The organism is Escherichia sp. E4742 (assembly GCF_005843885.1).
GTDB lineage: Bacteria > Pseudomonadota > Gammaproteobacteria > Enterobacterales > Enterobacteriaceae > Escherichia.
The window spans coordinates 4,746,692-4,773,635 of the sequence record NZ_CP040443.1; the positions used below are offsets into that span (position 1 = coordinate 4,746,692).

At 51.4% G+C, this 26,944-nt stretch carries 27 protein-coding genes; 15 read left to right on the top strand and 12 right to left on the bottom strand.

The genetic code is table 11. The features are described 5' to 3' along the window. The 4 genes from rsxE (at window position 1) to gstA (ending at window position 4,154) form a co-directional block, all read left to right on the top strand. Window positions 1-696 carry an electron transport complex subunit RsxE gene (gene rsxE / locus FEM44_RS23090; RefSeq protein WP_064530022.1) on the top strand — a complete coding sequence of 232 codons (696 nt, stop codon included), beginning with the start codon at window positions 1-3 and terminating at the stop codon, window positions 694-696. Next, a complete protein-coding gene (gene nth / locus FEM44_RS23095; protein ID WP_001030332.1) occupies window positions 696-1,331 on the top strand; it encodes an endonuclease III in 636 nt (211 codons plus the stop codon). Before rsxE ends, nth begins: the two co-directional genes overlap by 1 nt. 609 nt (window positions 1,332-1,940) lie before the next feature. Beyond that, window positions 1,941-3,443: a dipeptide/tripeptide permease DtpA gene (gene dtpA, locus FEM44_RS23100; RefSeq protein WP_135522376.1), complete on the top strand. Its 1,503-nt coding sequence runs from the start codon at window positions 1,941-1,943 to the stop codon at window positions 3,441-3,443. A gap of 105 nt (window positions 3,444-3,548) precedes the next feature. After that, on the top strand, window positions 3,549-4,154 hold the full coding sequence (gstA, locus tag FEM44_RS23105) for a glutathione transferase GstA (protein WP_130208170.1): 606 nt from the start codon (window positions 3,549-3,551) through the stop codon (window positions 4,152-4,154). Between the two features lie 44 nt (window positions 4,155-4,198). On the opposite strand, the gene pdxY is transcribed toward gstA, so the two are convergent. The 5 genes from pdxY to anmK all read right to left on the bottom strand — a co-directional run bounded on the left by pdxY (window position 4,199) and on the right by anmK (window position 8,774). Beyond that, on the bottom strand, window positions 4,199-5,059 hold the full coding sequence (pdxY, locus tag FEM44_RS23110) for a pyridoxal kinase PdxY (protein WP_135522375.1): 861 nt from the start codon (window positions 5,057-5,059) through the stop codon (window positions 4,199-4,201). Window positions 5,060-5,120: 61 nt separating this feature from the next. Next, window positions 5,121-6,395, bottom strand: a complete 1,275-nt coding sequence (gene tyrS, locus FEM44_RS23115) for a tyrosine--tRNA ligase (RefSeq protein WP_053264059.1) — start codon at window positions 6,393-6,395, stop codon at window positions 5,121-5,123. Window positions 6,396-6,523: 128 nt separating this feature from the next. Beyond that, entirely contained in the window at window positions 6,524-7,180 is a 657-nt protein-coding gene (pdxH, locus tag FEM44_RS23120; protein ID WP_135522374.1) for a pyridoxamine 5'-phosphate oxidase, read from the bottom strand. A gap of 58 nt (window positions 7,181-7,238) precedes the next feature. Further along, entirely contained in the window at window positions 7,239-7,568 is a 330-nt protein-coding gene (gene mliC / locus FEM44_RS23125) for a C-type lysozyme inhibitor (RefSeq protein WP_135522373.1), read from the bottom strand. An 84-nt stretch (window positions 7,569-7,652) separates the two neighbouring features. Next, window positions 7,653-8,774: an anhydro-N-acetylmuramic acid kinase gene (anmK, locus tag FEM44_RS23130; RefSeq protein ID WP_135522372.1), complete on the bottom strand. Its 1,122-nt coding sequence runs from the start codon at window positions 8,772-8,774 to the stop codon at window positions 7,653-7,655. Between the two features lie 274 nt (window positions 8,775-9,048). On the opposite strand from anmK, the gene slyB reads away from it, so the two are divergent. Next, the gene (gene slyB / locus FEM44_RS23135) at window positions 9,049-9,516 is read left to right on the top strand and encodes an outer membrane lipoprotein SlyB (protein ID WP_064530029.1); all 468 of its coding nucleotides are present in this window, start codon (window positions 9,049-9,051) and stop codon (window positions 9,514-9,516) included. 46 nt (window positions 9,517-9,562) lie between these two features. Here slyB and slyA read toward each other — a convergent pair whose 3' ends face one another. After that, window positions 9,563-9,997, bottom strand: coding sequence for a transcriptional regulator SlyA (slyA, locus tag FEM44_RS23140; protein WP_064530079.1), 435 nt, complete (start codon window positions 9,995-9,997; stop codon window positions 9,563-9,565). Between the two features lie 200 nt (window positions 9,998-10,197). Between slyA and FEM44_RS23145 the strand changes: the two genes are divergently transcribed. Genes FEM44_RS23145 through FEM44_RS23155 form a run of 3 tightly spaced genes read left to right on the top strand, consistent with a single transcriptional unit; the run spans window position 10,198 to window position 13,306 of the window. Next, window positions 10,198-10,434: a DUF1656 domain-containing protein gene (locus FEM44_RS23145; protein ID WP_130208178.1), complete on the top strand. Its 237-nt coding sequence runs from the start codon at window positions 10,198-10,200 to the stop codon at window positions 10,432-10,434. A gap of 2 nt (window positions 10,435-10,436) precedes the next feature. After that, window positions 10,437-11,294 (top strand): efflux RND transporter periplasmic adaptor subunit, encoded by an 858-nt coding sequence (locus FEM44_RS23150; RefSeq protein WP_135409980.1) that lies wholly within the window; start codon window positions 10,437-10,439, stop codon window positions 11,292-11,294. Next, window positions 11,294-13,306 carry an FUSC family protein gene (locus FEM44_RS23155; RefSeq protein WP_135522371.1) on the top strand — a complete coding sequence of 671 codons (2,013 nt, stop codon included), beginning with the start codon at window positions 11,294-11,296 and terminating at the stop codon, window positions 13,304-13,306. The genes FEM44_RS23150 and FEM44_RS23155 overlap by 1 nt, the downstream gene beginning before the upstream one ends. Here the strand turns inward: FEM44_RS23155 and sodC are convergent, their stop codons facing one another. From sodC to FEM44_RS23170, 3 genes are all read right to left on the bottom strand, one after another. Continuing rightward, entirely contained in the window at window positions 13,307-13,828 is a 522-nt protein-coding gene (sodC, locus tag FEM44_RS23160) for a superoxide dismutase [Cu-Zn] SodC (RefSeq protein WP_135522370.1), read from the bottom strand. A gap of 79 nt (window positions 13,829-13,907) precedes the next feature. After that, entirely contained in the window at window positions 13,908-14,804 is an 897-nt protein-coding gene (locus tag FEM44_RS23165) for an aldo/keto reductase (RefSeq protein ID WP_135522369.1), read from the bottom strand. Window positions 14,805-14,852: 48 nt separating this feature from the next. Beyond that, window positions 14,853-15,092: a DUF1289 domain-containing protein gene (locus FEM44_RS23170; protein WP_024258169.1), complete on the bottom strand. Its 240-nt coding sequence runs from the start codon at window positions 15,090-15,092 to the stop codon at window positions 14,853-14,855. A gap of 102 nt (window positions 15,093-15,194) precedes the next feature. Between FEM44_RS23170 and nemR the strand changes: the two genes are divergently transcribed. The 5 genes from nemR to FEM44_RS23195 all read left to right on the top strand — a co-directional run bounded on the left by nemR (window position 15,195) and on the right by FEM44_RS23195 (window position 22,874). Further along, complete coding sequence (gene nemR, locus FEM44_RS23175; protein WP_135522368.1) at window positions 15,195-15,794, top strand: DNA-binding transcriptional regulator NemR; 600 nt, start codon at window positions 15,195-15,197, stop codon at window positions 15,792-15,794. A 35-nt stretch (window positions 15,795-15,829) separates the two neighbouring features. Further along, window positions 15,830-16,927: an N-ethylmaleimide reductase gene (gene nemA / locus FEM44_RS23180; protein ID WP_135522367.1), complete on the top strand. Its 1,098-nt coding sequence runs from the start codon at window positions 15,830-15,832 to the stop codon at window positions 16,925-16,927. A gap of 80 nt (window positions 16,928-17,007) precedes the next feature. Continuing rightward, window positions 17,008-17,415 carry a lactoylglutathione lyase gene (gloA, locus tag FEM44_RS23185; protein WP_001237796.1) on the top strand — a complete coding sequence of 136 codons (408 nt, stop codon included), beginning with the start codon at window positions 17,008-17,010 and terminating at the stop codon, window positions 17,413-17,415. A gap of 102 nt (window positions 17,416-17,517) precedes the next feature. After that, window positions 17,518-18,165 (top strand): ribonuclease T, encoded by a 648-nt coding sequence (rnt, locus tag FEM44_RS23190; RefSeq protein ID WP_135522366.1) that lies wholly within the window; start codon window positions 17,518-17,520, stop codon window positions 18,163-18,165. A gap of 92 nt (window positions 18,166-18,257) precedes the next feature. After that, entirely contained in the window at window positions 18,258-22,874 is a 4,617-nt protein-coding gene (locus FEM44_RS23195) for an ATP-dependent helicase (protein WP_135522365.1), read from the top strand. 48 nt (window positions 22,875-22,922) lie between these two features. Here the strand turns inward: FEM44_RS23195 and grxD are convergent, their stop codons facing one another. Beyond that, the gene (grxD, locus tag FEM44_RS23200; RefSeq protein ID WP_000108172.1) at window positions 22,923-23,270 is read right to left on the bottom strand and encodes a monothiol glutaredoxin 4; all 348 of its coding nucleotides are present in this window, start codon (window positions 23,268-23,270) and stop codon (window positions 22,923-22,925) included. Window positions 23,271-23,604: 334 nt separating this feature from the next. Between grxD and FEM44_RS23205 the strand changes: the two genes are divergently transcribed. After that, window positions 23,605-24,435, top strand: coding sequence for a C40 family peptidase (locus FEM44_RS23205; RefSeq protein WP_138159210.1), 831 nt, complete (start codon window positions 23,605-23,607; stop codon window positions 24,433-24,435). 128 nt (window positions 24,436-24,563) lie between these two features. Continuing rightward, window positions 24,564-25,145, top strand: a complete 582-nt coding sequence (gene sodB, locus FEM44_RS23210; protein WP_130237140.1) for a superoxide dismutase [Fe] — start codon at window positions 24,564-24,566, stop codon at window positions 25,143-25,145. 155 nt (window positions 25,146-25,300) lie between these two features. On the opposite strand, the gene FEM44_RS23215 is transcribed toward sodB, so the two are convergent. Continuing rightward, entirely contained in the window at window positions 25,301-26,470 is a 1,170-nt protein-coding gene (locus FEM44_RS23215) for an MFS transporter (RefSeq protein ID WP_135522364.1), read from the bottom strand. Between the two features lie 165 nt (window positions 26,471-26,635). Beyond that, window positions 26,636-26,725: a cytochrome bd-I accessory subunit CydH gene (cydH, locus tag FEM44_RS23220; protein ID WP_000102278.1), complete on the bottom strand. Its 90-nt coding sequence runs from the start codon at window positions 26,723-26,725 to the stop codon at window positions 26,636-26,638. Window positions 26,726-26,944 lie beyond the last annotated feature (219 nt).

Consider the following 26,944-nt stretch of genomic DNA (forward strand, 5'->3'; position numbering starts at 1 on the left):
GTGAGCGAAATTAAAGACGTTATTGTTCAGGGGTTATGGAAGAACAACTCCGCGCTGGTCCAGTTACTTGGCCTCTGTCCGCTGCTGGCGGTCACTTCCACTGCCACCAACGCACTGGGTTTAGGGCTTGCGACAACGCTGGTGTTGACTCTCACCAACCTGACCATCTCGACGCTGCGTCACTGGACGCCAGCCGAAATCCGAATCCCGATTTACGTGATGATCATCGCCTCGGTGGTCAGCGCCGTACAAATGCTGATTAACGCATACGCCTTTGGCCTGTATCAATCGTTAGGGATTTTTATTCCTCTGATTGTCACTAACTGTATCGTTGTTGGCCGTGCGGAAGCCTTCGCCGCTAAAAAAGGTCCGGCGCTCTCCGCACTTGATGGTTTTTCGATAGGCATGGGCGCAACCTGCGCCATGTTCGTACTGGGTTCACTACGCGAAATCATCGGCAACGGAACATTGTTTGACGGTGCCGATGCGCTGTTGGGTAGCTGGGCCAAAGTACTGCGGGTAGAGATCTTCCATACCGATTCTCCCTTCCTGTTAGCAATGTTACCGCCAGGCGCATTCATTGGTCTGGGGCTGATGCTGGCGGGAAAATATCTGATTGATGAAAGAATGAAAAAGCGCCGTGCTGAAGCAGCTGCTACACGCGAGTTGCCAAACGGTGAAACAGGGAATGTCTGATGAACAAAGCAAAACGATTGGAGATCCTCACTCGCCTGCGTGAGAACAACCCTCATCCTACAACCGAACTTAATTTCAGTTCGCCTTTTGAATTGTTGATTGCTGTACTGCTTTCCGCCCAGGCGACCGATGTTAGCGTCAATAAGGCGACGGCAAAGCTTTACCCGGTGGCCAATACACCTGCCGCAATGCTCGAACTGGGCGTTGATGGGGTTAAAACGTATATCAAAACCATTGGGCTATATAACAGCAAAGCAGAAAATATCATCAAAACCTGCCGTATTTTGCTCGAACAGCATAATGGCGAAGTTCCGGAAGATCGCGCTGCGCTGGAAGCCCTGCCCGGTGTAGGGCGTAAAACAGCAAACGTGGTATTGAATACCGCCTTCGGTTGGCCGACCATTGCTGTAGATACGCACATTTTCCGCGTCTGTAATCGCACCCAATTTGCACCGGGGAAAAATGTCGAACAGGTTGAAGAAAAACTGCTTAAAGTGGTTCCAGCAGAATTCAAAGTCGATTGCCACCACTGGCTAATCCTCCACGGGCGTTACACCTGTATTGCCCGCAAGCCTCGCTGTGGCTCCTGCATTATTGAAGATCTTTGTGAATACAAAGAGAAAGTTGACATCTGACGAAAAGGTGTAACATCGTTATCCCATTCATAACTATTTCTCATCCTCTTACAAAACATCTTGTTAACGTCAATGATGCCGCCTCGCGGCATCATTATCAGGCAATCCGTTTGTGAATAACCAAAAATGCAGGTTAATTGTTTTTTTAATAGCGAAATTTTCTATCTATTCGTGATCAAGATCACATTGATGTCATAATGTAAAACTATTGCTCTGTTTAAGTTAAATTTGACAAGGCATTGATTCAACCAGGGCATAAACCTACAAAACATTACACTGTCTATTTTTCAGATAATGGACTATCTCACTACATAAAACACCTTACAGTAGAACATATCGCCAAATATCAGTATCCCCCCTCTTCTGGTAGTGAAAAAATCTGCCGTTACGTTTTTTGAAAAATTTAACGCTGGATAACATTTCAATGGGCCGATGATTTCTCCACACCAGTTATATGTAACAGATTATTACAAAGGACTTGTCTGAAAGTGCAAGATAGTGAACATTACCTGCCGTTTCCCCTCCCACTATAACAATTGCGCGTATGTTTATTAGACATCACGCGAGAAAGCACCCCCGTTAATATGGGATGTAAAAAAAGAGGTAAAAGTGTCCACTGCAAACCAAAAACCAACAGAAAGCGTTAGTTTAAACGCTTTCAAACAACCGAAGGCGTTCTATCTCATCTTCTCGATCGAGTTATGGGAACGTTTTGGTTATTACGGCCTACAAGGAATTATGGCTGTCTACCTGGTTAAACAACTGGGTATGTCTGAAGCGGATTCAATCACACTTTTCTCTTCCTTTAGCGCCCTGGTTTATGGTCTTGTCGCTATTGGTGGTTGGTTAGGCGATAAGGTACTGGGTACAAAACGCGTCATTATGCTTGGTGCTATTGTGCTGGCTATTGGTTATGCGCTGGTTGCCTGGTCTGGTCACGATGCCGGTATCGTCTATATGGGTATGGCGGCGATTGCGGTCGGTAACGGCCTGTTTAAAGCCAACCCGTCCTCACTGCTGTCAACTTGCTACGAGAAAAACGATCCACGTCTGGACGGTGCATTTACCATGTACTACATGTCCGTCAACATCGGTTCGTTCTTCTCTATGATTGCAACGCCGTGGTTAGCAGCCAAGTATGGCTGGAGCGTCGCGTTCGCCCTTAGCGTAGTCGGTCTGTTGATCACCATCGTTAACTTCGCCTTCTGCCAACGCTGGGTTAAGCAGTACGGTTCAAAACCTGACTTTGAACCAGTCAACTACCGTAATCTGCTGTTAACCATTATTGGTGTTGTCGCGCTGATTGCGATTGCCACCTGGCTGCTGCATAACCAGGAAGTAGCACGTATGGCGCTGGGCGTTGTTGCCTTGGGTATCGTGGTTATCTTCGGTAAAGAAGCCTTTGCAATGAAAGGTGCTGCACGTCGTAAAATGATCGTTGCTTTCATCCTGATGCTTGAAGCAATCATCTTCTTCGTGCTGTACAGCCAGATGCCGACGTCTCTGAACTTCTTTGCAATCCGTAACGTTGAGCACACCATTCTGGGTCTGGCTGTAGAACCTGAACAGTATCAGGCACTGAACCCGTTCTGGATCATCATTGGTAGCCCGATTCTCGCCGCTATCTATAACAAGATGGGCGATACCCTGCCGATGCCGACTAAGTTTGCAATCGGTATGGTGATGTGCTCTGGTGCGTTCCTGATCCTGCCGCTGGGTGCGAAATTCGCGTCCGACGCTGGTATCGTTTCTGTAAGCTGGCTGGTAGCAAGCTACGGCCTGCAGAGTATCGGTGAACTGATGATCTCTGGTCTGGGTCTGGCGATGGTTGCACAGCTCGTTCCGCAGCGCCTGATGGGCTTCATTATGGGTAGCTGGTTCCTGACCACTGCCGGTGCGAACCTGATTGGTGGTTATGTTGCGGGTATGATGGCAGTACCGGATAACGTAACCGATCCGCTGATGTCGCTGGAAGTGTATGGTCGCGTCTTCTTGCAGATTGGTGTCGCGACTGCCGTTATCGCAGTGCTGATGCTGCTGACCGCGCCGAAACTGCATCGTATGACTCAGGACGATGCTGCTGATAAAGCGGCGAAAGCTGCCGTAGCGTAAATTTCAGGGAAACTCTTTTACAAGCCGCTAACTTTTCGTTAGCGGCTTTTTTTTTGTTCAGCAACGCACTACCATACTTTAAACCACAGCCAAAAGGAGTTACCGATGAAACTGTTCTACAAACCGGGCGCCTGCTCTCTTGCTTCCCATATCATCCTGCGTGAGAGCGGAAAGGACTTTACGCTCACCAGTGTGGATTTAATGAAAAAACGTCTGGAAAACGGCGATGATTACTTTGCGATTAATCCTAAAGGGCAGGTTCCTGCTCTGCTGCTGGACGATGGCACTCTGCTCACGGAAGGCGTGGCCATTATGCAGTATCTTGCCGACAGCGTCCCCGACCGCCAGTTACTGGCTCCGGTAAACAGTATTTCTCGCTATAAAACCATCGAATGGCTGAACTATATCGCCACTGAGTTGCATAAAGGCTTTACTCCGCTGTTTCACCCGGCTACACCGGAAGAGTTCAAACCGACTGCACGCGCACAGCTGGAGAAAAAACTGCAGTACGTTAACGATGCGCTGAAAGAGGATCACTGGATTTGCGGGCAACGTTTTACTATTGCTGACGCCTATCTGTTTACTGTACTGCGCTGGGCATATGGGGTGAAATTGAATCTGGAAGGTTTAGAGCATATTGCCGCCTATATGCAGCGTATGGCTGAACGTCCGACGGTAAAAGCCGCGCTAACAGCAGAAGGCTTGCAGTAATGGTTTATCGGCCCGCAGGATACTGTGGGCCGACAAGACACTTTTCAGAGCTTCGTCGCACTGAAGTAGTGCTCTGGTTTAGCAATACGATCCTGGGCCGCTACAACTTGCAGCTCATATTCCTGCATTGCTTTGGTGGTTACCATAATTTCGTATACCGCCGCGGTCACATGCTCCAGCGCCTGCTGCAACGTTGCGCCCTGTAGTAGTTTCACCAGCAGTAATCCGCTCGTCACATCACCAACGCCTACTGGCTGACGCATGCCAAAATCAACCAGAGGCCGGTCGATATGCCATGCTTCATCGGCAGTGACCAGCAGCATTTCAAAACGATCTGTGCTGTAACCGGCACGCGCCAGATGTTTCACCAGTACGATTTCAGGCCCCTGAGCAATAAGTTCGCGCGCAGCTTTAACCGCATCTTCGACGTTATGTACCGGATGCTCGCAGAGGATTTCCAGCTCAACCAGATTTGGCGCGATGATATCGCTGGCAGGAAGACCGTGACGCACGTGGAACTCCGCCACACCTGGCGCAACGATACAGCCTTTTTCGGGGTGTCCCATTACCGGATCGCAAAAATATTTCGCCTGCGGATTCGCCGCTTTCACCTGACGGACAATACCGAGGATATGCTCGCCCTGCTCCGCCGACCCCAGATAGCCGCTTAATACGGCATCACAAGTGTGCAACTTATCGATGGCAGCAATGCCTTGCACAATTTCGGTTAAATGGCTGGGCGGCATAACACAGCCGGTCCATTTGCCGTATTGGGTGTGATTAGAAAATTGAACGGTGTTGAGCGGCCAGACATTCGCGCCCAGGCGGCGCATTGGAAACTCTGCCGCGCTGTTACCCGCATGACCATAGACAACGTGAGACTGGATAGCGAGAATATTTTTCATCGTGTTCCCTGTATAAAAATCAGGGGGAGTGATTTCTCACCCCCCCTTTCCACTTAATGCATTACTTCCAGCAAATCAGACAGTAATTCTTTTTGCCGCGACGAAGTAAGGTATAACGACCAAACAGACGATCTTCTTCTTTAAAGAAGTATTCTGGATCGGACTGTTTTTCACCATTAATAGTGATGGCATTAGAGGCGATAGTTTTACGTGCCTGACCACGGGAAGGTTGCAGTTCAGAATCAACCAACGCCTGCATCAGATCAGCGCCTTTTTCCATCTCAACCATCGGTACGCCGTCCTGCGCCAGTTGTTCGAAGTCCGCTTCACTCAGCGCACTCAGAGAACCGCTGAACAGGCACTCGGTAATACGTTTCGCAGCTTGCAAACCTTCTTCACCGTGAACCAGACGCGTCACCTGCTCCGCCAGCACATACTGAGCGCGTGGCGCTTTACCGCTGTTTTTGTCTTCTTCTTCGAGGGCATTGATCTCTTCAATGCTCATAAAGGTAAAGAACTTCAGGAAGCGGTAAACGTCAGCATCAGCAGTATTGATCCAGAACTGGTAGAACTTGTACGGACTGGTTTTCTTCGGATCCAGCCATACTGCGCCACCTTCAGTTTTACCGAACTTAGTGCCGTCTGCTTTGGTGATAAGAGGAACGGTCAGGCCAAACACCTGGTTCTGATGCAGACGGCGGGTCAGATCGATACCAGAGGTGATGTTACCCCACTGGTCAGAACCGCCGATTTGCAGCACCACACCGTACTGTTTGTTCAGGCAGGCAAAGTCATAGCCCTGCAACAGGTTGTAGGAAAACTCGGTAAACGAAATCCCCTGATCTTCACGGTTGAGACGCTGTTTAACCGCTTCTTTGTTGATCATCTGGTTAACGGAGAAATGTTTGCCGATATCACGCAGGAAGGTCAGCACATTCATATTGCCGAACCAGTCATAGTTGTTCGCTGCGATAGCAGAGTTTTCTCCGCAGTCGAAATCGAGGAACGGGGCAACCTGCTTGCGGATTTTGTCCACCCACTCCTGAACAGTTTCTTCAGTGTTCAGCTTACGCTCGGCAGCTTTGAAGCTCGGGTCGCCAATCAGACCCGTGGCGCCGCCTACCAGCGCAACCGGCTTGTGGCCCGCCTGCTGGAAGCGTTTCAGGCATAACAATGGAACAAGATGCCCCAAATGCAAGCTGTCAGCGGTAGGATCGAAGCCGCAATAGAGCGCGATCGGGCCTTGCGCCAGTCGCTCTGCTAACGCTTCTTCGTCCGTCACCTGGGCCACAAGCCCCCGCTCTTGCAATTGTTTAATCAAGTTACTGCTTGCCATCAAAATCTCCATGTATATAACGACTGCACCTTTGCCGGTACACGACTTTTCGCCAGATGCGAAAGAGACATAGAATAAAGTGCCGGAATCAGGAGTACCAGCGATTAAAGCAAGATTTTTGCATCTTTTCAGGGTGCGAGGCGATCGATTTTCCACGCCTCGTTTTCACGCTGGTACAAAAAGCGGTCATGCAGTCGATGCTCACCGCCCTGCCAGAACTCAACCTGTTCAAGGCTGACGCGAAAACCGCCCCAAAAACTCGGTAACGGCACTTCGCCCTGCTGAAACTTCTGCTTCAATTCCAGGAATTTGCTTTCAAGGATCCCACGCGCAGAAATACGGCTGGACTGCTTCGATACCCACGCGCCAATCTGGCTATCACGCGGGCGGCTATGAAAATATTTCATCACTTCGAGTGTCGAAAGACGTTCCGCTTTACCGGTAACCATCACCTGGCGTTCCAGGGTATGCCACGGAAAAAGCAGGCTAACGCGTGGGTTATTTTCGATTTGGTGTGCTTTACGGCTACCAAGGTTGGTGTAAAACACCATGCCTTTTTCATCGTAATGTTTAAGTAAAACAATGCGCTGATAGGGTTGGCCATGTTCATCAACGGTGGCGACGACCATCGCAGTAGGATCGGCCAGTTTGGCTTCACAGGCCTGAGAAAGCCAGCGTTCAAAGAGGGTTAAAGGATCGGCGGGAAGATCGCGGCGGCGTAAACCGCCTTTAGTGTATTCGCGGCGCAGATGCGCGATTTGCTGCAATTCGTCGTTATCAGCCATGGTTTTCTTTACAGATTGTCAGTGGGTGACGCTATTGTGCGCCGCCCCTGGAAAAATCTCAACGCTGTGGATTTTGTAACTGACAGTTATTCAAGACGATGCGGTCACGTTTATAGACCGTCGCCTCATCACCTTTTGACCAGAAAACGTAGATACCGTCGGTATAACGTGCGCCAGACGCTGAAATACCCTGTTTAAGGTGCAGCAGTTGATTATCGTAAACAAAATTAACTTCCTGACGCGGATTATTCAGTTTGACCGTCAACGGTTTTTCATCACACTGGTATTCCAGCGTATCAGTTTGCATGCGCTCAACCAGTTGATTAAACGCGCCACAGCCGGTAAGAAATACCGGCAGACAAAGTAGTAACAGTTTTTTCATAAACATATCCCGAAGACTTTCCTGGTCCGGAGGGCAAAACGCCCTCCTCAACTTCCAAGTGTAACGGCAGACGCAGTAAGAAAAATTCAGTTAACTCTGATATCGCGGGTTGGCAGGGAAAATAGCGCCCAGCACCGTCTCCTCGCTTGCGCCGGTAACGGAAGGTAGATTGCCGGGCAGCCCAGCCAGCGTTCGCCAGGCAAGCCATGCGAAGGCTAACGCTTCCATGTCATCACCGCTAATACCAACGGCATCGGTGGTGGTCACTTCAGTCCCTGGCAGTAATGCAGCCATACGCGCCATGAGCAGCGGATTGCGACTTCCTCCACCACATACCATCAATCGATCGCAGCCACCGCTCAACAAGACTTGTTCAGAAATAGTCACGGCGGTGAGTTCCGCCAGTGTTGCCTGAACATCTCGCGCATCCAGGCCAGGGAAATCGCGTAGATGACGCTCCAACCAGGCATAGTTAAAGTATTCGCGCCCGGTGCTTTTGGGTGCTGGCTGGGAAAAATAGGGATCGCTAAGCATTTTTTGCAGCAGCGGCAGAATAACCTTGCCCGCCCGCGCCCACTCAGCGTCTTTATCGTAAGGTTTACCGACCTGACGCCAGATCCATGCGTCCATTAGCATGTTGCCCGGTCCGGTATCGTAGCCACCTACCGGCATTCCTGGAATGAGTAGTGACAGATTGGCAATTCCACCAATATTAAGCACCATTCGCCGCTCAGTTGGATGGGCCAGCAATGCGTGATGAAAAGCAGGTACCAGCGGTGCGCCCTGGCCACCTAAGGCGATATCGCGACGGCGAAAATCCCCGACGACAGTAATTCCAGTCCGCGCAACAATTTGATTGTTATCACCTATCTGTAGCGTATGTGGCGCGACGCCCGTGGGTTCGTGCCAGACGGTCTGGCCATGACAACCGATAGCTACGATATCTTTCGGCTGTAAATTTTCTGCTTTTAATAGTGCATTAACGGCATCCGCAAACAAGCAGCCAAGTCGGGTATCCAGTTGACCAAACTGGGAGAGCGTAAGCTGTTGCCCCTGGCAAATATCCAGCACCGCCTGTTTGAGTGATGGAGGAATCGGCCAGCTCAAACTAGCCAGCTGCGCCACCCGGTGTTCATCGATCGTCGCCAACACAACATCGACACCATCCAGGCTAGTACCTGACATAACACCAATAAAGCGGCCTGATTTCATAGTTCATCCTTTTTCAACCTGATGTTTGCGTTCCACTCAAACACAAACCTTTCGCGAATTCCATGCATAAGGGCCGATTTTTATTGTTGGTAGTAAAAGATTATATTCACATCAATAACTAATATGAATGTTTTGTTTATACTTGGTTAACCCTACTCTAATTATGATTTAATCATGTTTTAGTGGAACATGTAATCATGGTTATACTAATGCGAATAACTTTGACCATTAGGGATGCTCGTGAGGCGTTTCATGGTAATCAGGAGATTTTTCAATGATTAAACGCGTACTGGTTGTATCAATGGTAGGTCTTTCTCTTGTTGGTTGTGTTAACAACGATACCCTATCTGGTGATGTTTATACTGCCTCTGAAGCGAAGCAAGTGCAGAATGTCAGCTACGGCACAATCGTTAACGTACGACAGGTACAAATTCAGGGCGGTGATGATTCCAACGTCATCGGCGCAATTGGCGGTGCAGTTCTCGGTGGTTTTCTTGGTAATACCGTTGGTGGTGGTACGGGACGCTCTTTGGCTACCGCAGCAGGTGCCGTCGCGGGTGGCGTAGCCGGTCAGGGCGTACAGAGCGCAATGAACAAAACACAGGGTGTGGAGCTGGAAATTCGTAAAGATGATGGCAACACCATCATGGTGGTACAGAAACAGGGCAATACCCATTTCTCTCCGGGACAACGTGTAGTTCTGGCCAGCAACGGCAGCCAGGTGACGGTTTCCCCGCGCTAAACAAGTTGACGTGTGGTCAGGTACCTGGCCACACGCCCCCTTTATTTCACCCTTTGGCCTGTAACTCAGTAATATTATGCTCAAGTTTTGCAATGAGCCTAATCAGTTGTTCCAGTTCCTCTGCTGAAATCCCATCCAAAATTTCCGCCCGGGTCTTGTTAATAACAGCTTCCATTTCGCTAATCAGCGGCTCCGCCTTTTCCGTCAGTTTAATACGTTTGGCCCGCCGATCGCTGGGACAAGTTTGACGCGAAATTAACCCTTTTTCTTCCAGTTGGTCCAACGTACGAACCAGTGATGGCTGCTCAATGCCGATCGCTTTTGCCAGTTGAATTTGCGACTGGTCTGGAGGTAACTGATGTATATTGTGCAACGTCACCCAATGGGTTTGCGTTAACTCCAGGGGTTTCAGGCGATGGTCTATCAGAGCACGCCATATGCGCACCAACCGTGCCAGATCAGAACCTAGTGGCGATTCCAATTTCATCTCCTTATAATTAGCTTGCTAAGATATTATACGGCTTTTAGAATAGTGTGCAGCAATTGTATTGCTAAAACAAATGGATTGCTGCATTTGCTTACCGTCAGACATGCTTTTCAGAAATAGCGAGTAATTTTCTCTCACATAAACAATATTTATTAATCTAAAGCAATAAACTCAGCCTCAAAGGAATCTATTTTGTGAAGTTTATGCATAGTGCAACAGGATTGCCCCTACAAGATCTGGTGTTCGGTGCATCCGTCTACTTTCCTCCGTTTTTCAAAGCCTTCGCGCTTGGATTCGTCGTCTGGCTTGTCCTGCACCGCCTGCTTCGCGACTGGATCTACGCGGGCGACATCTGGCATCCCTTGTTAATGGATTTGTCGCTGTTTGCGATCTGCGTATGCTCCGCCCTGGCAATATTGATTGCGTGGTAACTATGTCAATTAAAACCATTAAGTATTTCTCAACAATAATTGTAGCAGTAGTTGCCGTTCTCGCCGGATGGTGGCTCTGGAACTATTACATGCAGTCACCGTGGACGCGGGATGGCAAAATACGCGCGGAACAGGTCGCTATCACCCCACAAGTGTCCGGACGTATTGTTGAGATGAATATAAAAGACAACCAGTTGGTTAACGCTGGCGATATTCTGTTCACTATCGATAAAACCCCCTTCCAGATTGCCGAACTGAATGCCCAGGCCCAACTGGCGAAAGCGCAATCTGATCTTGCCAGAGCCAATAATGAGGCCAACCGCCGCCGTCATCTCTCGCAAAATTTTATCTCTGCCGAAGAACTGGATACGGCAAACCTCAATGTTAAAGCGATGCAGGCCAGTGTCGATGCCGCACAAGCAACGCTGAAACAGGCACAATGGCAACTGGCACAAACGGAAATTCGCGCCCCGGTCAGCGGATGGGTCACCAACCTCACTACCCGCATCGGCGACTACGCCGACACAGGAAAACCGCTGTTTGCCCTGGTGGACAGCCACTCGTTTTACGTCATTGGTTATTTTGAAGAAACCAAATTGCGGCATATCCGCGACGGTGCGCCAGCACACATTACGCTCTATAGCGACAACAAAACGTTACAGGGTCACGTCTCCAGTATCGGTCGGGCAATTTATGATCAGAGTGTGGAAAACGATTCCAGCCTGATTCCAGACGTTAAACCTAACGTTCCCTGGGTTCGTCTCGCCCAGCGCGTCCCGGTTCGCTTTGCCCTTGATAATGTTCCCAGCGATGTCACGCTGGTATCCGGCACAACCTGTAGTATCGCAGTAGGTCAGTAATGAACGCCTGGTCATGGTCTCTGCGCAATCTGCCCTGGTTTAAGGCCACGCTGGCACAATGGCGCTATGCGTTGCGCAATACCCTTGCCATGTGTCTGGCTCTGACTGTTGCTTATTATTTAAATCTGGACGAGCCCTATTGGGCGATGACGTCAGCCGCGGTAGTGAGCTTTCCGACAGTTGGCGGTGTCATCAGCAAAAGCCTGGGGCGCATCGCTGGCAGTTTGCTGGGGGCTATCGCGGCGCTAATCCTTGCCGGGCATACTCTCAACGAGCCGTGGTTCTTCCTGTTGAGCATGTCGGCATGGCTTGGTTTTTGTACCTGGGCCTGCGCGCATTTCTCGAATAACGTGGCCTATGCGTTTCAACTGGCGGGTTACACAGCAGCGATTATCGCCTTCCCGATGGTCAATATCACTGAAGCAAGCCAGTTGTGGGACATCGCCCAGGCGCGCGTTTGCGAAGTGATCGTCGGTATTCTCTGCGGTGGGATGATGATGATGATTCTGCCGAGCACTTCCGATGCCACTGCCCTTTTAACCGCATTGAAAAACATGCACGCCCGTTTACTGGAACATGCCAGTTTACTCTGGCAGCCTGAAACAACCGATGCCATTCGTACCGCACATGAAGGGGTGATTGGGCAGATACTGACCATGAATTTGCTGCGTATCCAGGCTTTCTGGAGCCACTATCGCTTCCGCCAGCAAAACGCGCGCCTCAATGCGTTACTCCACCAGCAATTACGCATGACCAGCGTAATTTCGAGCTTGCGGCGTATGTTGCTCAACTGGCCATCACCCCCTGGGGCTATACGGGAAATTCTTGAACAGTTGCTAACTGCCCTCGCCAGCGGGCAAACGGATTTTTACACCGTCGCACGCATTATTGCCCCGCTACGCCCGACGAACTCGGCTGACTACCGGCACGTCGCCTTCTGGCATCGACTACGTTATTTTTGCCGCCTTTATCTGCAAAGTAGTCAGGAATTACATCGTCTGCAAAGCGGCGTAGATGATCAAACCAGACTCCCTCGCGCGTCCGGGCTGGCACGTCATACCGATAATGCAGAAGCCATGTGGAGCGGGCTGCGGACATTTTGTACGTTGATGATGATTGGTGCGTGGAGTATTGCCTCGCAATGGGATGCCGGAGCCAATGCATTAACCCTGGCTGCGATTAGCTGCGTCCTTTACTCCGCCGTCGCAGCGCCGTTTAAGTCATTGTCGCTGCTGATGCGCACGCTGGTGTTACTTTCGTTCTTTAGCTTTGTGGTTAAATTTGGCCTGATGGTCCAAATTAGCGAGCTGTGGCAATTTTTGCTGTTTCTTTTCCCCCTGCTGGCAACGATGCAGCTACTCAAAATACAATTGCCAAAACAAGCTGCATTATGGGGGCAACTGATTGTTTTTATGGGCTCGTTTATCGCCGTCACCAACCCGCCGGTGTATGATTTTGCTGATTTTCTCAATGATAATCTGGCGAAAATCGTTGGCGTGGCGTTGGCGTGGTTAGCGTTTGCCATTCTGCGACCTGGGTCGGATGCCCGCAAAAGCCGTCGCCATATTCACGCCCTGCGCCGAGATTTTGTCGATCAACTAAGCCGCCATCCAACACTGAGTGAAAGCGAATTTGAATCGCTCACTTATCATCACGTCAGTCAGTTGAGCAACAGCCAGGATGCGCTGGCGCGCCGCTGGTTATTACGTTGGGGGGTGGTGCTACTGAACTGTTCGCATGTTGTCTGGCAATTACGCGAGTGGGAGTCGCGTTCTGATCCGTTATCACAAGTGCGGGATAACTGTATTTCGCTGTTGCGGGGAGTGATGAGTGAGCGTGGCGTTCAGCAAAAATCGCTGGCAGCCACACTTGAAGAATTACAGCGGATTTGCGACAGCCTTGCCCGGCATCATCAGCCTGCCGCCCGTGAGCTGGCAGCGATTGTCTGGCGACTATACTGCTCGCTTTCGCAACTTGAGCAAGCACCGCCGCAAGGTACGCTGGCCTCTTAACTACTTAATAACACCACAGGCATAGCGTTCACCGCCACCGCCCAGCGGTTTAGGTTGATCGGACATATTATCGCTGCCAACGTGGATCATCAGCGCCTTGTCTTTGATTTCATCGAGTGATTTCAGACGAGGCGCAATAACGGCATCGGTCGCCTTGCCGTCATTATTGACCACCAGCGCAGGCAGATCGCCTAAATGTCCCGCACCTTCCGGCCCTTCATGCTTGTTGGTTTTTTGTGGATCAAGATGTCCGCCTGCGGATTCTGCGGCGCTGGCTTTGCCATCTTTCGTTGCTGGCTGGCAGCTTCCTTTAGCATGAATATGGAAGCCATGCTCACCGGGTGGTAATGCTTTCAGATCGGGCGAAAACTCCAGACCTTTATCGGTTTCAGTAATAGTTACGCTACCTATTGACTGCCCAACCCCTTGCGACGTAACGAGGTTCATCTCGACTTTTTCACTGGCAGCTTGTGCGCCGGTCGCAACAACCAGCGCCAGAATGGCCAGACTAAAACGTTTCATAGGACCTCCGTTCAATGTGCATACCCGTTAAGTGTAAACCAGTGACACATATTTGAACGGCGGCTATTCCTAAAAGTGTTTATGGTACGTCGTAACCCAGTGCCGCTTTACGGATACGGAACCATTGTTGGCGGGTCATTTTCAATGCTTCCGCTTCGACAGCTGCCCGCACGCGCTCAATTTTACCGGAGCCGATAATCGGCAGCGGCTGCGATGGCAGACGCAATATCCAGGCATAAACCACCTGCTCGATAGAGCCCGCGTTTAATTCTTCCGCCACCACAGCAAGTTCATCTCGTAGCGGCCTGAAATAATCATCATTAAACAGACGACCACCGCCAAGACAAGACCAGGCCATCGGGCGAATACGCAGTTGTTGTAGCTGATCGAGCGTACCATCCAGCAGCAACGGCTGATGCACCGGGGATATTTCCACCTGGTTAGTGGCAAGGGTAAACGGCAGGCGTGATTGCAACAGGGCAAATTGCGCAGGCGTGAAGTTGGATACGCCAAAATGGCGCACTTTGCCGCTCTGATGCAGATGTTTAAACGCATCCGCCACTTCATCGGCATCCATCAACGGGTCGGGACGGTGGATTAACAGCAGATCCAGATGATCGGTCGCAAGATTAATCAGCGACTGTTCGGCGCTTTTAATAATATGGTCGCGGTCAGTGATGTAATGACCAATAACGTTTTCTTCACGTGCAGTTGTTGCGATGCCACATTTGCTGACGATTTCCATCCGTTCACGCAGATGAGGCGCCAGTTTCAACGCCTCGCCAAACGCTGCTTCGCACTGATAGCCGCCATAAATATCAGCATGGTCCACGGTGGTAATGCCGAGATCCAGATGCTCCTCAATAAAGCTAACCAACTGACGGGCAGACATATTCCAGTCCATCAGTCGCCAGTAGCCCATCACAAAACGGGAAAACTCCGGGCCTTGCGGCGCAATAGTAATACGCTGAACCATAATCGCTTCCTCTTATCAGATATGAGAGGAGTATACGCAAGATTATGCTCAAAAGAGTGATGGTTGCTCCGGTTCATCTGATGACGTTGGCTTATTCGCGCGTAATTTACGCATCAGCCGCTGGCGACAAAGGCGCAGCACCTCTTGTTTTTCGCCATCGCTCATATTATTCCAGTTAAAACGCTCATCCCGGCTACGAAAACAGCCGCGACAAAATCCGCGCTCATCAGACTGGCAAATTCCCCGGCACGGGCTCTGGACGGGAAAGAACTCTAGTTGCTCCGCCACTTCGCCCTCCTGAAATGAGATTATTACCACTATTGAAGCTCTTAATGCCCAAAGTAGCAACTTTGCTTGCACTAGACCGACTGGTCTACTACACTCGAGCGCATGAACAAACACACCGAACATGATACTCGCGAACATCTCCTGGCGACGGGTGAGCAACTTTGCCTGCAACGTGGATTCACCGGGATGGGATTAAGCGAATTACTGAAGACCGCTGAAGTGCCGAAAGGATCCTTCTATCACTACTTTCGTTCTAAAGAAGCGTTTGGCGTTGCCATGCTTGAACGTCATTACGCAGCATACCACCAGCGACTAACAGAGTTACTGCAATCCGGCGAAGGTAATTACCGCGATCGCATACTGGCTTATTACCAGCAGACGCTGAACCAGTTTTGCCAACACGGAACCATCAGTGGTTGCCTGACAGTAAAACTCTCTGCCGAAGTGTGCGATCTGTCAGAAGATATGCGCAGCGCGATGGATAAAGGCGCTAGTGGCGTGATCGCCCTGCTCTCGCAGGCACTGGAAAATGGTCGTGCCAGCCACTGTTTAACCTTTTGTGGCGAACCGCTGCAACAGGCGCAAGTGCTTTACGCACTATGGCTGGGTGCGAATCTGCAGGCCAAAATTTCGCGCAATTCCGAGCCACTGGAAAACGCGCTAGCACATGTAAAAACCATTATTGCGACGCCTGCCGTTTAGTAGGCTTTTTTATCACCAGACGACCGGGAGCCTTTATGTCATCTGAAAAACTGTATTCCCCACTGAAAGTGGGCGCGATCACGGCGGCAAACCGTATTTTTATGGCACCACTAACGCGTCTGCGCAGCATTGAACCGGGTGATATCCCTACTCCGTTGATGGCGGAATACTATCGCCAACGTGCCAGTGCCGGTTTGATTATTAGCGAAGCCACGCAAATTTCTGCCCAGGCAAAAGGATATGCAGGCGCGCCTGGCATCCATAGTCCGGAACAAATTGCCGCATGGAAAAAAATCACCGCTGGCGTTCATGCTGAAAATGGTCATATGGCCGTACAGCTGTGGCACACCGGACGCATTTCTCACGCCAGCCTGCAACCTGGCGGCCAGGCTCCGGTAGCGCCTTCGGCACTTAGTGCGGGAACGCGTACTTCTCTGCGCGATGAAAATGGTCAGGCGACCCGCGTCGAAACATCCATGCCGCGGGCACTGGAACTGGAAGAAATTCCGGGTATCGTCAACGATTTCCGTCAGGCCATCGCTAACGCCCGTGAAGCCGGGTTTGATCTGGTGGAGCTCCACTCTGCTCACGGTTATTTGCTGCATCAGTTCCTTTCCCCTTCTTCAAACCATCGTACCGATCAGTACGGCGGCAGCGTGGAAAATCGCGCACGTCTGGTGCTGGAAGTCGTTGATGCCGGGATTGAAGAATGGGGAGCCGATCGCATTGGCATTCGGGTTTCGCCAATCGGTACGTTCCAGAATACGGATAACGGCCCAAATGAAGAAGCCGATGCGCTGTATCTGATTGAACAACTGGGCAAACGCGGCATTGCTTACCTGCATATGTCAGAACCAGACTGGGCAGGCGGCAAACCATATACCGAGGCGTTTCGCGAAAAAGTACGCGCCCGTTTCCACGGCCCGATTATCGGGGCTGGCGCATATTCTGTAGAAAAAGCGGAGACGCTGATCGGCAAAGGGTTAATTGATGCTGTGGCGTTTGGCCGTGACTGGATTGCGAATCCAGATCTGGTCGCTCGCTTGCAGCGCAAAGCTGAGCTTAACCCACAGCGTGCTGAAAGTTTCTATGGTGGCGGTGCGGAAGGCTATACCGATTACCCGACGCTGTAATCCAACATTGCGAGCGGCGTAAAGCCGCCGCTATACTAAAACAACATTTTGAATCTGTTAGCCATTTTGAGGATATAAAGATGCGTCTTCTTCATACCATGCTGCGCGTTGGCGATCTGCAACGCTCCATCGATTTTTATACCAAAGTACTGGGCATGAAACTGCTGCGTACCAGCGAAAACCCGGAATACAAATACTCCCTGGCGTTTGTTGGCTACGGCCCGGAAACCGAAGAAGCGGTGATTGAACTGACCTACAACTGGGGCGTGGATAAATACGAACTCGGCACTGCTTATGGTCACATCGCGCTTAGCGTTGATAACGCCGCTGAAGCGTGCGAAAAAATCCGTCAGAACGGGGGTAACGTCACCCGTGAAGCGGGTCCGGTAAAAGGCGGTACTACGGTTATCGCGTTTGTGGAAGATCCGGACGGTTACAAAATTGAATTAATCGAAGAGAAAGACGCCGGTCGCGGTCTGGGCAACTAATCTCCTGCCGGGCGCGAACTCATCGCGCCCGCATCTTTACTGCATCGACAACTAATATTTGTCATAATGCGCGCTGCAATTTATCCGTATTAAGAGAATCAGATGTCCGATAACGCTCAACTTACCGGTCTGTGCGACCGTTTTCGTGGTTTTTATCCTGTTGTGATCGATGTTGAAACAGCCGGATTTAACGCCAATACCGATGCGCTGCTTGAGATTGCCGCCATCACCCTGAAAATGGATGAACAAGGCTGGCTGATGCCGGACACCACATTACATTTCCACGTCGAACCATTTGTCGGCGCAAATTTGCAGCCAGAGGCCCTCGCCTTCAACGGCATTGACCCGAATGATCCCGATCGCGGCGCGGTCAGCGAATACGAGGCGCTGCACGAAATTTTTAAAGTTGTACGTAAAGGCATTAAAGCGAGCGGCTGTAACCGCGCCATTATGGTGGCGCACAACGCCAATTTTGATCACAGCTTTATGATGGCCGCCGCAGAACGCGCCTCACTGAAACGTAACCCATTCCACCCTTTCGCCACTTTTGACACCGCGGCACTGGCCGGGCTGGCACTCGGACAAACCGTATTATCAAAAGCCTGCCAGACCGCGGGTATGGACTTCGACAGCACCCAGGCGCACTCCGCGCTGTACGACACCGAACGCACTGCTGTGCTGTTTTGTGAAATCGTCAATCGCTGGAAACGTCTGGGAGGCTGGCCGCTGCCTGCCGCCGAAGAGGTGTAATCGAGTCGGTGCCTGATGACATGCAATGATTCAGGCATCTATAGTGAGGCTATTCCACGCATTATGCATGATATTCACGGGGAATAGCGTTAATGGCAGATAACTCAAATCTTTCATCGTCGCTGCCGGACGTTTTTTCACCAGCGACCCGCGACTGGTTTCTCCGCGCCTTTAAACAGCCGACCGCTGTCCAGTCGCAAACCTGGAGCGTGACGGCACGCGGTGAACATGCGCTGGTGATTGCACCGACCGGTTCCGGGAAAACGCTGGCCGCTTTTCTCTATGCCCTCGATCAGCTCTTCCGCGAAGGCGGAGACAACGCCAGCGAGGCGCATAAGCGTAAAACCTCGCGCATCCTCTATATTTCACCGATTAAAGCCTTAGGCACCGACGTTCAGCGCAATTTGCAGATCCCGTTACAAGGCATTGCAGAGGAACGGCGTCGGCGCGGCGAAATGGAAGTCAACCTCCGCGTGGGCATCCGGACTGGCGATACGCCCGCGCAGGAACGCAGCAAACTGACCCGCAATCCGCCGGATATTCTGATAACCACGCCCGAATCACTCTATCTGATGCTGACCTCCCGCGCACGCGAGACGCTGCGCGGCGTCGAAACGGTGATTATTGATGAAGTCCACGCGGTCGCGGGAAGCAAACGCGGTGCGCATCTGGCGTTAAGCCTGGAACGGCTCGATGCGCTGCTACACACCTCAGCACAGCGAATTGGCCTTTCCGCGACTGTACGCTCAGCCAGCGATGTGGCAGCATTTCTTGGTGGCGATCGCCCGGTTACGGTGGTCAACCCGCCCGCAATGCGCCATCCGCAAATCCGTATTGTCGTTCCTGTCGCCAACATGGATGATGTATCATCGGTCGCCAGCGGCACCGGCGAAGACAGCCATGCGGGCAGAGAAGGCTCAATCTGGCCGTATATTGAAACGGGTATCCTTGATGAAGTGTTGCGCCATCGCTCGACCATTGTCTTCACCAATTCTCGCGGGCTGGCGGAAAAACTGACGGCACGGCTGAATGAGCTTTACGCCGCACGATTACAGCGCTCCCCGGCCATTGCCATAGACGCCGCTCATTTCGAGTCTACCTCCGGCGCAACCTCTAACCGCATACAAAGTAGCGACGTTTTCATTGCCCGCTCGCACCACGGTTCCGTATCTAAAGAACAACGGGCGATAACCGAACAAGCACTGAAATCAGGCGAATTGCGCTGTGTGGTCGCGACTTCCAGTCTCGAACTGGGGATTGATATGGGCTCGGTGGATCTGGTGATTCAGGTGGCGACGCCGCTTTCTGTCGCCAGCGGGCTACAGCGCATTGGTCGCGCCGGACATCAGGTTGGCGGTGTATCTAAAGGGCTGTTTTTCCCCCGTACCCGGCGTGATTTAGTCGATTCCGCCGTCATTGTCGAGTGTATGTTTGCAGGCAGGCTGGAAAACCTGACGCCACCGCATAATCCACTCGACGTCCTTGCGCAGCAAACCGTTGCCGCCGCGGCGATGGATGCATTACAAGTAGACGAATGGTACTCCCGCGTACGCCGTGCTGCACCGTGGAAAGATCTGCCAAGACGAGTTTTTGACGCCACGCTGGATATGCTTTCCGGGCGCTATCCCTCAGGCGATTTTTCTGCTTTTCGACCAAAACTGGTCTGGAACAGGGAGACGGGGATATTGACCGCCCGCCCTGGCGCTCAGCTGTTGGCTGTTACCAGCGGTGGCACCATTCCGGATCGTGGCATGTACAGTGTGCTATTACCCGAAGGTGAAGAACAGTCCAGTTCGCGGCGGGTGGGCGAACTTGATGAAGAGATGGTGTATGAATCGCGAGTGAATGACATCATCACTCTCGGCGCTACCTCATGGCGGATCCAACAAATCACCCGCGATCAGGTCATTGTGACACCTGCACCAGGTCGCTCTGCCCGACTTCCCTTCTGGCGTGGCGAAGGTAATGGACGCCCCGCTGAATTGGGGGAAATGATCGGCGATTTTCTCCATCTGCTGGCGGATGGCGCGTTCTTTTCCGGAAATATCCCGCCGTGGCTGGCAGAAGAAAATACACTCGCCAATATTCAGGGGCTGATTGACGAACAGCGTAACGCTACGGGCGTTGTCCCTGGAAGCCGCCACCTGGTTCTCGAACGCTGCCGTGATGAGATTGGCGACTGGCGCATTATTTTACACTCTCCCTATGGAAGACGAGTGCATGAACCGTGGGCGCTGGCGATTGCCGGACGACTGCATGCGCTATGGGGCGCTGATGCCTCGGTAGTCGCCAGCGATGACGGTATTGTTGCGCGCATTCCTGACACCGACGGCAAATTGCCTGACGCCGCGGTTTTTTTGTTTGAACCGGAAAAATTGCTACAAATTGTCCGCGAGGCAGTGGGCAACTCAGCACTTTTCGCCGCCCGTTTTCGCGAATGCGCCGCGCGGGCATTATTAATGCCGGGCCGCACGCCGGGCCATCGAACCCCGCTCTGGCAACAACGGCTGCGTGCCAGCCAGTTACTGGAAATCGCCCAGGGTTATCCGGATTTTCCAGTCATTCTCGAAACCCTACGCGAATGTCTGCAAGATGTTTATGATCTTCCCGCGCTGGAACGTTTGATGCGTCGCCTGAACAGTGGCGAAATTCAAGTTTCCGATGTCACCACCGCGACGCCCTCACCTTTTGCCGCCAGTTTATTGTTCGGTTATGTGGCGGAATTTATGTACCAGAGCGATGCCCCGCTGGCAGAACGCCGGGCATCCGTACTGTCGCTGGACAGCGAGTTACTGCGCAATCTACTCGGTCAGGTTGATCCGGGGGAATTACTCGACCCGCAGATCATTCGTCAGGTGGAAGAAGAGTTACAGCGGCTGGCCCCCGGCAGAAGAGCGAAAGGTGACGAAGGTCTTTTCGACCTACTGCGCGAACTGGGGCCAATGACCGTTGATGAGCTGGCGCAACGGCATACAGGCAGCAGTGAAGAGATTGCGTCGTATCTGGAAAATCTTCTCTCAGTAAAACGAATCTTCCCGACGATGATTAGCGGACAGGAGCGTCTGGCCTGTATGGATGATGCCGCCAGGCTGCGCGATGCTCTCGGAGTGCAACTGCCGGACTCGCTGCCTGATATTTACTTGCACCGTGTCAATTACCCGCTTCGCGATCTCTTTCTGCGCTATCTCCGGACACATGCTCTGGTCACGGCTGAACAACTAGCTCATGAGTTTAGCCTCGGTATTGCCATTGTCGAAGAGCAACTTCATCAATTGCGCGAACAGGGGCTGGTGATGAATTTGCAACAAGACATCTGGGTGAGCGATGAAGTTTTTCGTCGTTTGCGTTTACGTTCCCTGCAGGCTGCCAGAGAAGCTACGCGTCCGGTACCTGCCATTGCCTATGCACGATTGCTGCTGGAACGTCAGGGCGTGCTCCCCGCCACCGATGGTAGCCCGGCGCTCTTTGCCTCAACATCGCCTGGCGTTTATGAAGGCGTGGATGGCGTCATGCGGGTTATCGAACAGCTTGCTGGTGTCGGTTTACCCGCCTCGCTGTGGGAAAGCCAGATCCTGCCCGCCCGCGTACGCGATTACTCGCCAGAAATGCTCGATGAACTGCTGGCAACAGGTACGGTTATCTGGTCGGGGCAAAAAAAACTCGGCGAGGATGACGGGCTGGTGGCACTGCATTTACAGGAATATGCTGCCGAATCGTACATTCCTGCAGAAAATGATCACGCGAAACGTTCAGCGCTTCAGCAGGCAATTATCGAGGTTCTGACTGACGGGGGCGCCTGGTTTGCGCAACAAATCAGCCAGCGAACAGGCGAGAAAATCGGCGAGCCCGTAGATCCTTCAGCCCTGCAAGAGGCGCTTTGGGAACTGGTCTGGCAGGGCGTCATCACCTGTGATATTTGGGCACCGTTGCGCGCCCTTACCCGCAGTACTACCAGCGCACGCCCTTCAACTCGCCGCAGTAGTCGGGCTCGTCGTGGACGTCCGGTTTATGCACTGCCAGCTATGCCGTTGGTATCTTACAACACACCAAAGCTGGCTGGACGCTGGTCGTTATTGCAGGTGGAGCCACTAAACGATACCGAAAGGATGCTGGCGCTGGCGGAAAATATGCTCGACCGCTACGGAATCATCAGCCGTCAGGCGGTGATTGCTGAAAATATTCCTGGCGGATTTCCGTCGATGCAAACGCTTTGCCGCAGTATGGAAGATTCCGGGCGAATTATGCGGGGTCGATTTGTTGAAGGTTTGGGTGGTGCACAATTTGCTGATCGCCAGACCATTGACCGTCTGCGCGACCTGGCGCCCCATGCCACGCAGACGCGACAATATGTGCCCGTGGCCCTTAGTGCCAACGATCCGGCCAATTTGTGGGGGAATCTGTTACCCTGGCCTGCACATCCGGCGGCGCTGGTTCCGACTCGTCGGGCAGGCGCGCTGGTGGTCATTTCTGGCGGCAAATTATTGATTTATCTGGCGCAAGGTGGCAAAAAAATGCTGGTCTGGCAGGAAAAAGATGAATTATTACCACCGGAGGTTTTCCTGGCGCTAACTACCGCGTTGCGACGAGAACCACGGCTACGGTTTACGTTGACAGAAGTGAATGACCAACCGGTCCGGCAAACGCCGATGTTTACGCTGCTGCGTGAGGCGGGATTTTCAAGTTCACCACAAGGACTGGATTGGGGATAAAACGCACTGACGGATGCCGGTTAGCATCCGTCAGTATTGCGGGACGGATTATTCAGCATCCGGCTCTTCAGACTTGTATTTAGCAGCAGTTTCTTTGATCAGCTGCTGCAGTTCGCCACGCTGATACATTTCGATCACGATATCACAGCCGCCTACCAGTTCGCCGTCAACCCACAGTTGCGGGAAAGTCGGCCAGTTAGCGTATTTCGGCAGTTCCGCACGAATGTCCGGATTCTGCAGGATATCAACATAGGCAAAACGTTCGCCACATGCGGCAAGCGCCTGGACTGCCTGGGCAGAGAAACCGCAGCTCGGCAGTTTCGGTGAACCTTTCATGTACAGCAGGATCGGGTTTTCAGCAATCTGGCGTTGGATTTTTTCGATAGTGGTGCTCATTGTCTTGCTTCCTCAAACTTCTTTACGGCAGTAATCTGACATTGTAGCGGGTCAGTGCGGCATCGGAAAATAACATTTTCATCACGCTTTTGCTATTTTATCCCTTTGCTCTAAATGTTGCATTTCAAATATTCGTTTCTTCTCTATTGCGCTGCAAACTGGCGTATTTATGACCATTTTTAGTTTTCACTGCTGCATCTTTTTGCGCTCACCGACGAAATATATTTTTTAACAATAAAAGCTATTAACTTTCCCTTCTTCTATGCATTAGAATCATCAAGTTTTGTAAATCAGACGCAGGCATGATAGACCTGCCTTAACAGAGGGACGCTCAGTGGCGCGGATAAACCGTATTTCGATCACGCTCTGTGCTTTACTTTTTACCACCCTGCCTTTAATGCCTATGGCCTATGCTTCCAAGCAAGCCAGGGAGAGTTCTGCTACCACTCACATCACCAAAAAAGCAGATAAAAAGAAAAGCACGGCAACCACCAAAAAGACCAATAATAAAGCCAGTCTGAAAACCGCCAAAAAAGTCGCCAGTAAAAGTACGACCAAAAGTAAAACCGCTTCTTCCGTTAAAAAATCCTCCATTACCGCTTCTAAAAACGCTAAAACTCGCAGCAAAAATGTTGTCACTAAAACGGCGTCTGCCAGCTTTACGGAAAAGTGCACCAAACGAAAGGGCAATAAGTCGCATTGCGTGAAAGTCAAAAATGCCGCCCCTGGCACTATTGCCGACGCGCACAAAGCCAAAGTTCAGAAAGCCACTAAAGTGGCGATGAATAAACTGATGCAGCAAATTGGCAAGCCATATCGTTGGGGCGGCAGCTCACCGCGTACCGGTTTTGATTGCAGTGGGCTGGTTTATTACGCTTATAAAGACCTGGTTAAGATCCGTATTCCGCGCACGGCAAACGAAATGTATCACCTGCGCGATGCGGCACCCATCGATCGCAGTGAACTGAAAAACGGCGACCTGGTCTTTTTCCGCACGCAAGGACGTGGGACTGCCGATCACGTAGGCGTGTACGTTGGCAATGGTAAATTTATTCAGTCACCACGCAGTGGCCAGGAAATTCAAATCACGTCGTTAAGTGAAGATTACTGGCAACGTCACTATGTTGGCGCTCGTCGGGTAATGACCCCAAAAACACTTCGCTAAATCTTTTACCCTGTTGTTAAGGCAACAGGGTAAGTTCATCTTTTGTATCACCTTTTAATTTGCTACCCTATCCGTACTCACAATAAGGCTATTGTGCGTATACCAATGAATAATAAAGGAGAGTAGCAATGTCATTCGAATTACCTGCACTACCATATGCTAAAGACGCTCTGGTTCCACACATTTCTGCGGAAACCATTGAGTATCACTACGGCAAACATCATCAGACTTACGTCACTAACCTGAACAACCTGATTAAAGGCACCGAGTTTGAAGGTAAATCACTGGAAGAGATTATTCGCAGCTCTGAAGGTGGCGTATTCAACAACGCAGCTCAGGTCTGGAACCACACTTTCTACTGGAACTGCCTGGCACCGAACGCCGGTGGCGAACCGACTGGCGAAGTCGCTGAAGCTATCGCCGCATCTTTCGGTAGCTTTGCCGATTTCAAAGCACAATTTACTGACGCTGCAATCAAAAACTTTGGTTCTGGCTGGACCTGGCTGGTGAAAAACAGCGATGGCAAACTGGCTATCGTTTCTACCTCTAATGCTGGTACTCCGCTGACCACCGATGCGACCCCGCTGCTGACCGTTGATGTCTGGGAACACGCTTATTACATCGACTATCGCAATGCGCGTCCTGGCTATCTGGAGCACTTCTGGGCGCTGGTGAACTGGGAATTCGTAGCGAAAAATCTCGCTGCATAATAACTGATGGCAAATGCAACATTGCCTGACGCGCTACGCTTATCTGGCCTACGCGGATCACCAATGTAGGTCGGTTAAGGCGCTTGCGGCAAGATAAAACGTAATTTGCCTGCAAACTGTAACGCAGAAGGTATCCCCTTCTGCGTTTTGTTTTATTAGCTGTTGGCAACGCAAACTGCTTCAGGTTGTTTTCTGGCTGACATAAACACCAGCAACAATGCCAGTCCTGCGACAATCGCCCCCATCACCGGCACAAAACTGTACCCCAGACCACCCGAAATCACTGCGCCACCTGCCGCGGCACCCAGAGCATTGCCCAGGTTAAAGGCACCAATATTCACTGAGGAAGACAGCCCCGGCGCTTCGCTGGCAACTCGCATCACACGCATCTGTAACGGTGGTACAACCGCAAAAGTTGCTGCGCCCCACACCACCATGCTGATAGCCGCACCAAACTCATTACGCGCCAGGAACGGAATCGCCAGCATAATCACCATCAGCAGCAACAAAAAGCCTTTCAGCGTGCCGTTGACCGAACGATCTGCCAGTTTACCGCCTAAATAGTTACCGATAGAAAACCCGACGCCAATCAGCACCAGCATGGCTGTTACGAACACCGGCGTTGCGTGGGTGATACTTTGCAGTACTGGTGAAATATAGGTGTAGAGGGTAAACATTGCGCCAGCCCCCAGTACCGTCGTCAGCAAGGCTGATAACACCTGCGGACGCATCAATACAGCCAGCTCTTTTTTCACTTCCGGTCGAGCTCCTGCGCCGCCTTTCGGTAACGAGAAGAACAGGCTAATCATTGAAATTACGCCCAGCCCCGCCGTTGCCAGAAACGACATCCGCCAGCCAATAGTTTCGCCAAGCCAGGTCGCCGCAGGAACACCGCCAATATTTGCCAGAGTTAAGCCCATAAACATAGTGGCGACAGCGCTGGCCTGTTTGTGTTTAGGCACAACGCTTGCGGCCACGACTGAACCCAAACCAAAGAATGCCCCGTGATTCAGACTGGTCAGAATGCGTGAAAGCATCAGCGTCATATAATCCGGCGCGATGGCGGAAAGCACGTTGCCAAGAGTGAAAATGGCCATCAGGAAAATAAGCGCACTGCGCCTGGCGCGATGAGACAGCAGTAATGTCATCAGCGGCGCGCCAACCATCACGCCAACCGCATAGGCGCTGATTAACATGCCCGCAGCAGGAATCGAGACATCCACACCGCGCGCAATGACGGGTAAAAGGCCCATTGGCGAGAACTCCGTTGTCCCGATACCAAACGCGCCAACTGCCAGCGCCAACAACGGATAGTTAATTTTCATGTCTAATCTCCACCTCTTCGCGTCATTACACGATATTCATCAAAGTGGCGAAAGCATGACAGCAATCACAAAAAATTGAAAATAACAAAAAGAGAAAACACTTTTGCCATTTTGCTAACAAAAGGGAAGAGAGTGCGAGGGAGGATGCGCTCCCTCGAAGGGAAATCAGTGCAGCGCGGCAGTCAAACCTACGGCCACGATCAAACCGAGGACAATAATGGTTGTTACCAGTGAAAATTTAAGGTCGGTACTCATCAAGTTTTCTCCTTTTTTATTACCCTACAAAAAGTGATATTACGCATTTTTACACACTGTGAAGAAAAAATCTCCCGCCATTTATAATGATAAGTGTTTTTACCACTTCCCCTTTTCATCAAGATCGGCCAAAATTCCACGCTTACACTATTTGCGTACTGGCCATTGACCCCTTCCTGACGCTCTGTGTCGTTTTTCCGGCGTACCGCAACACTTTTG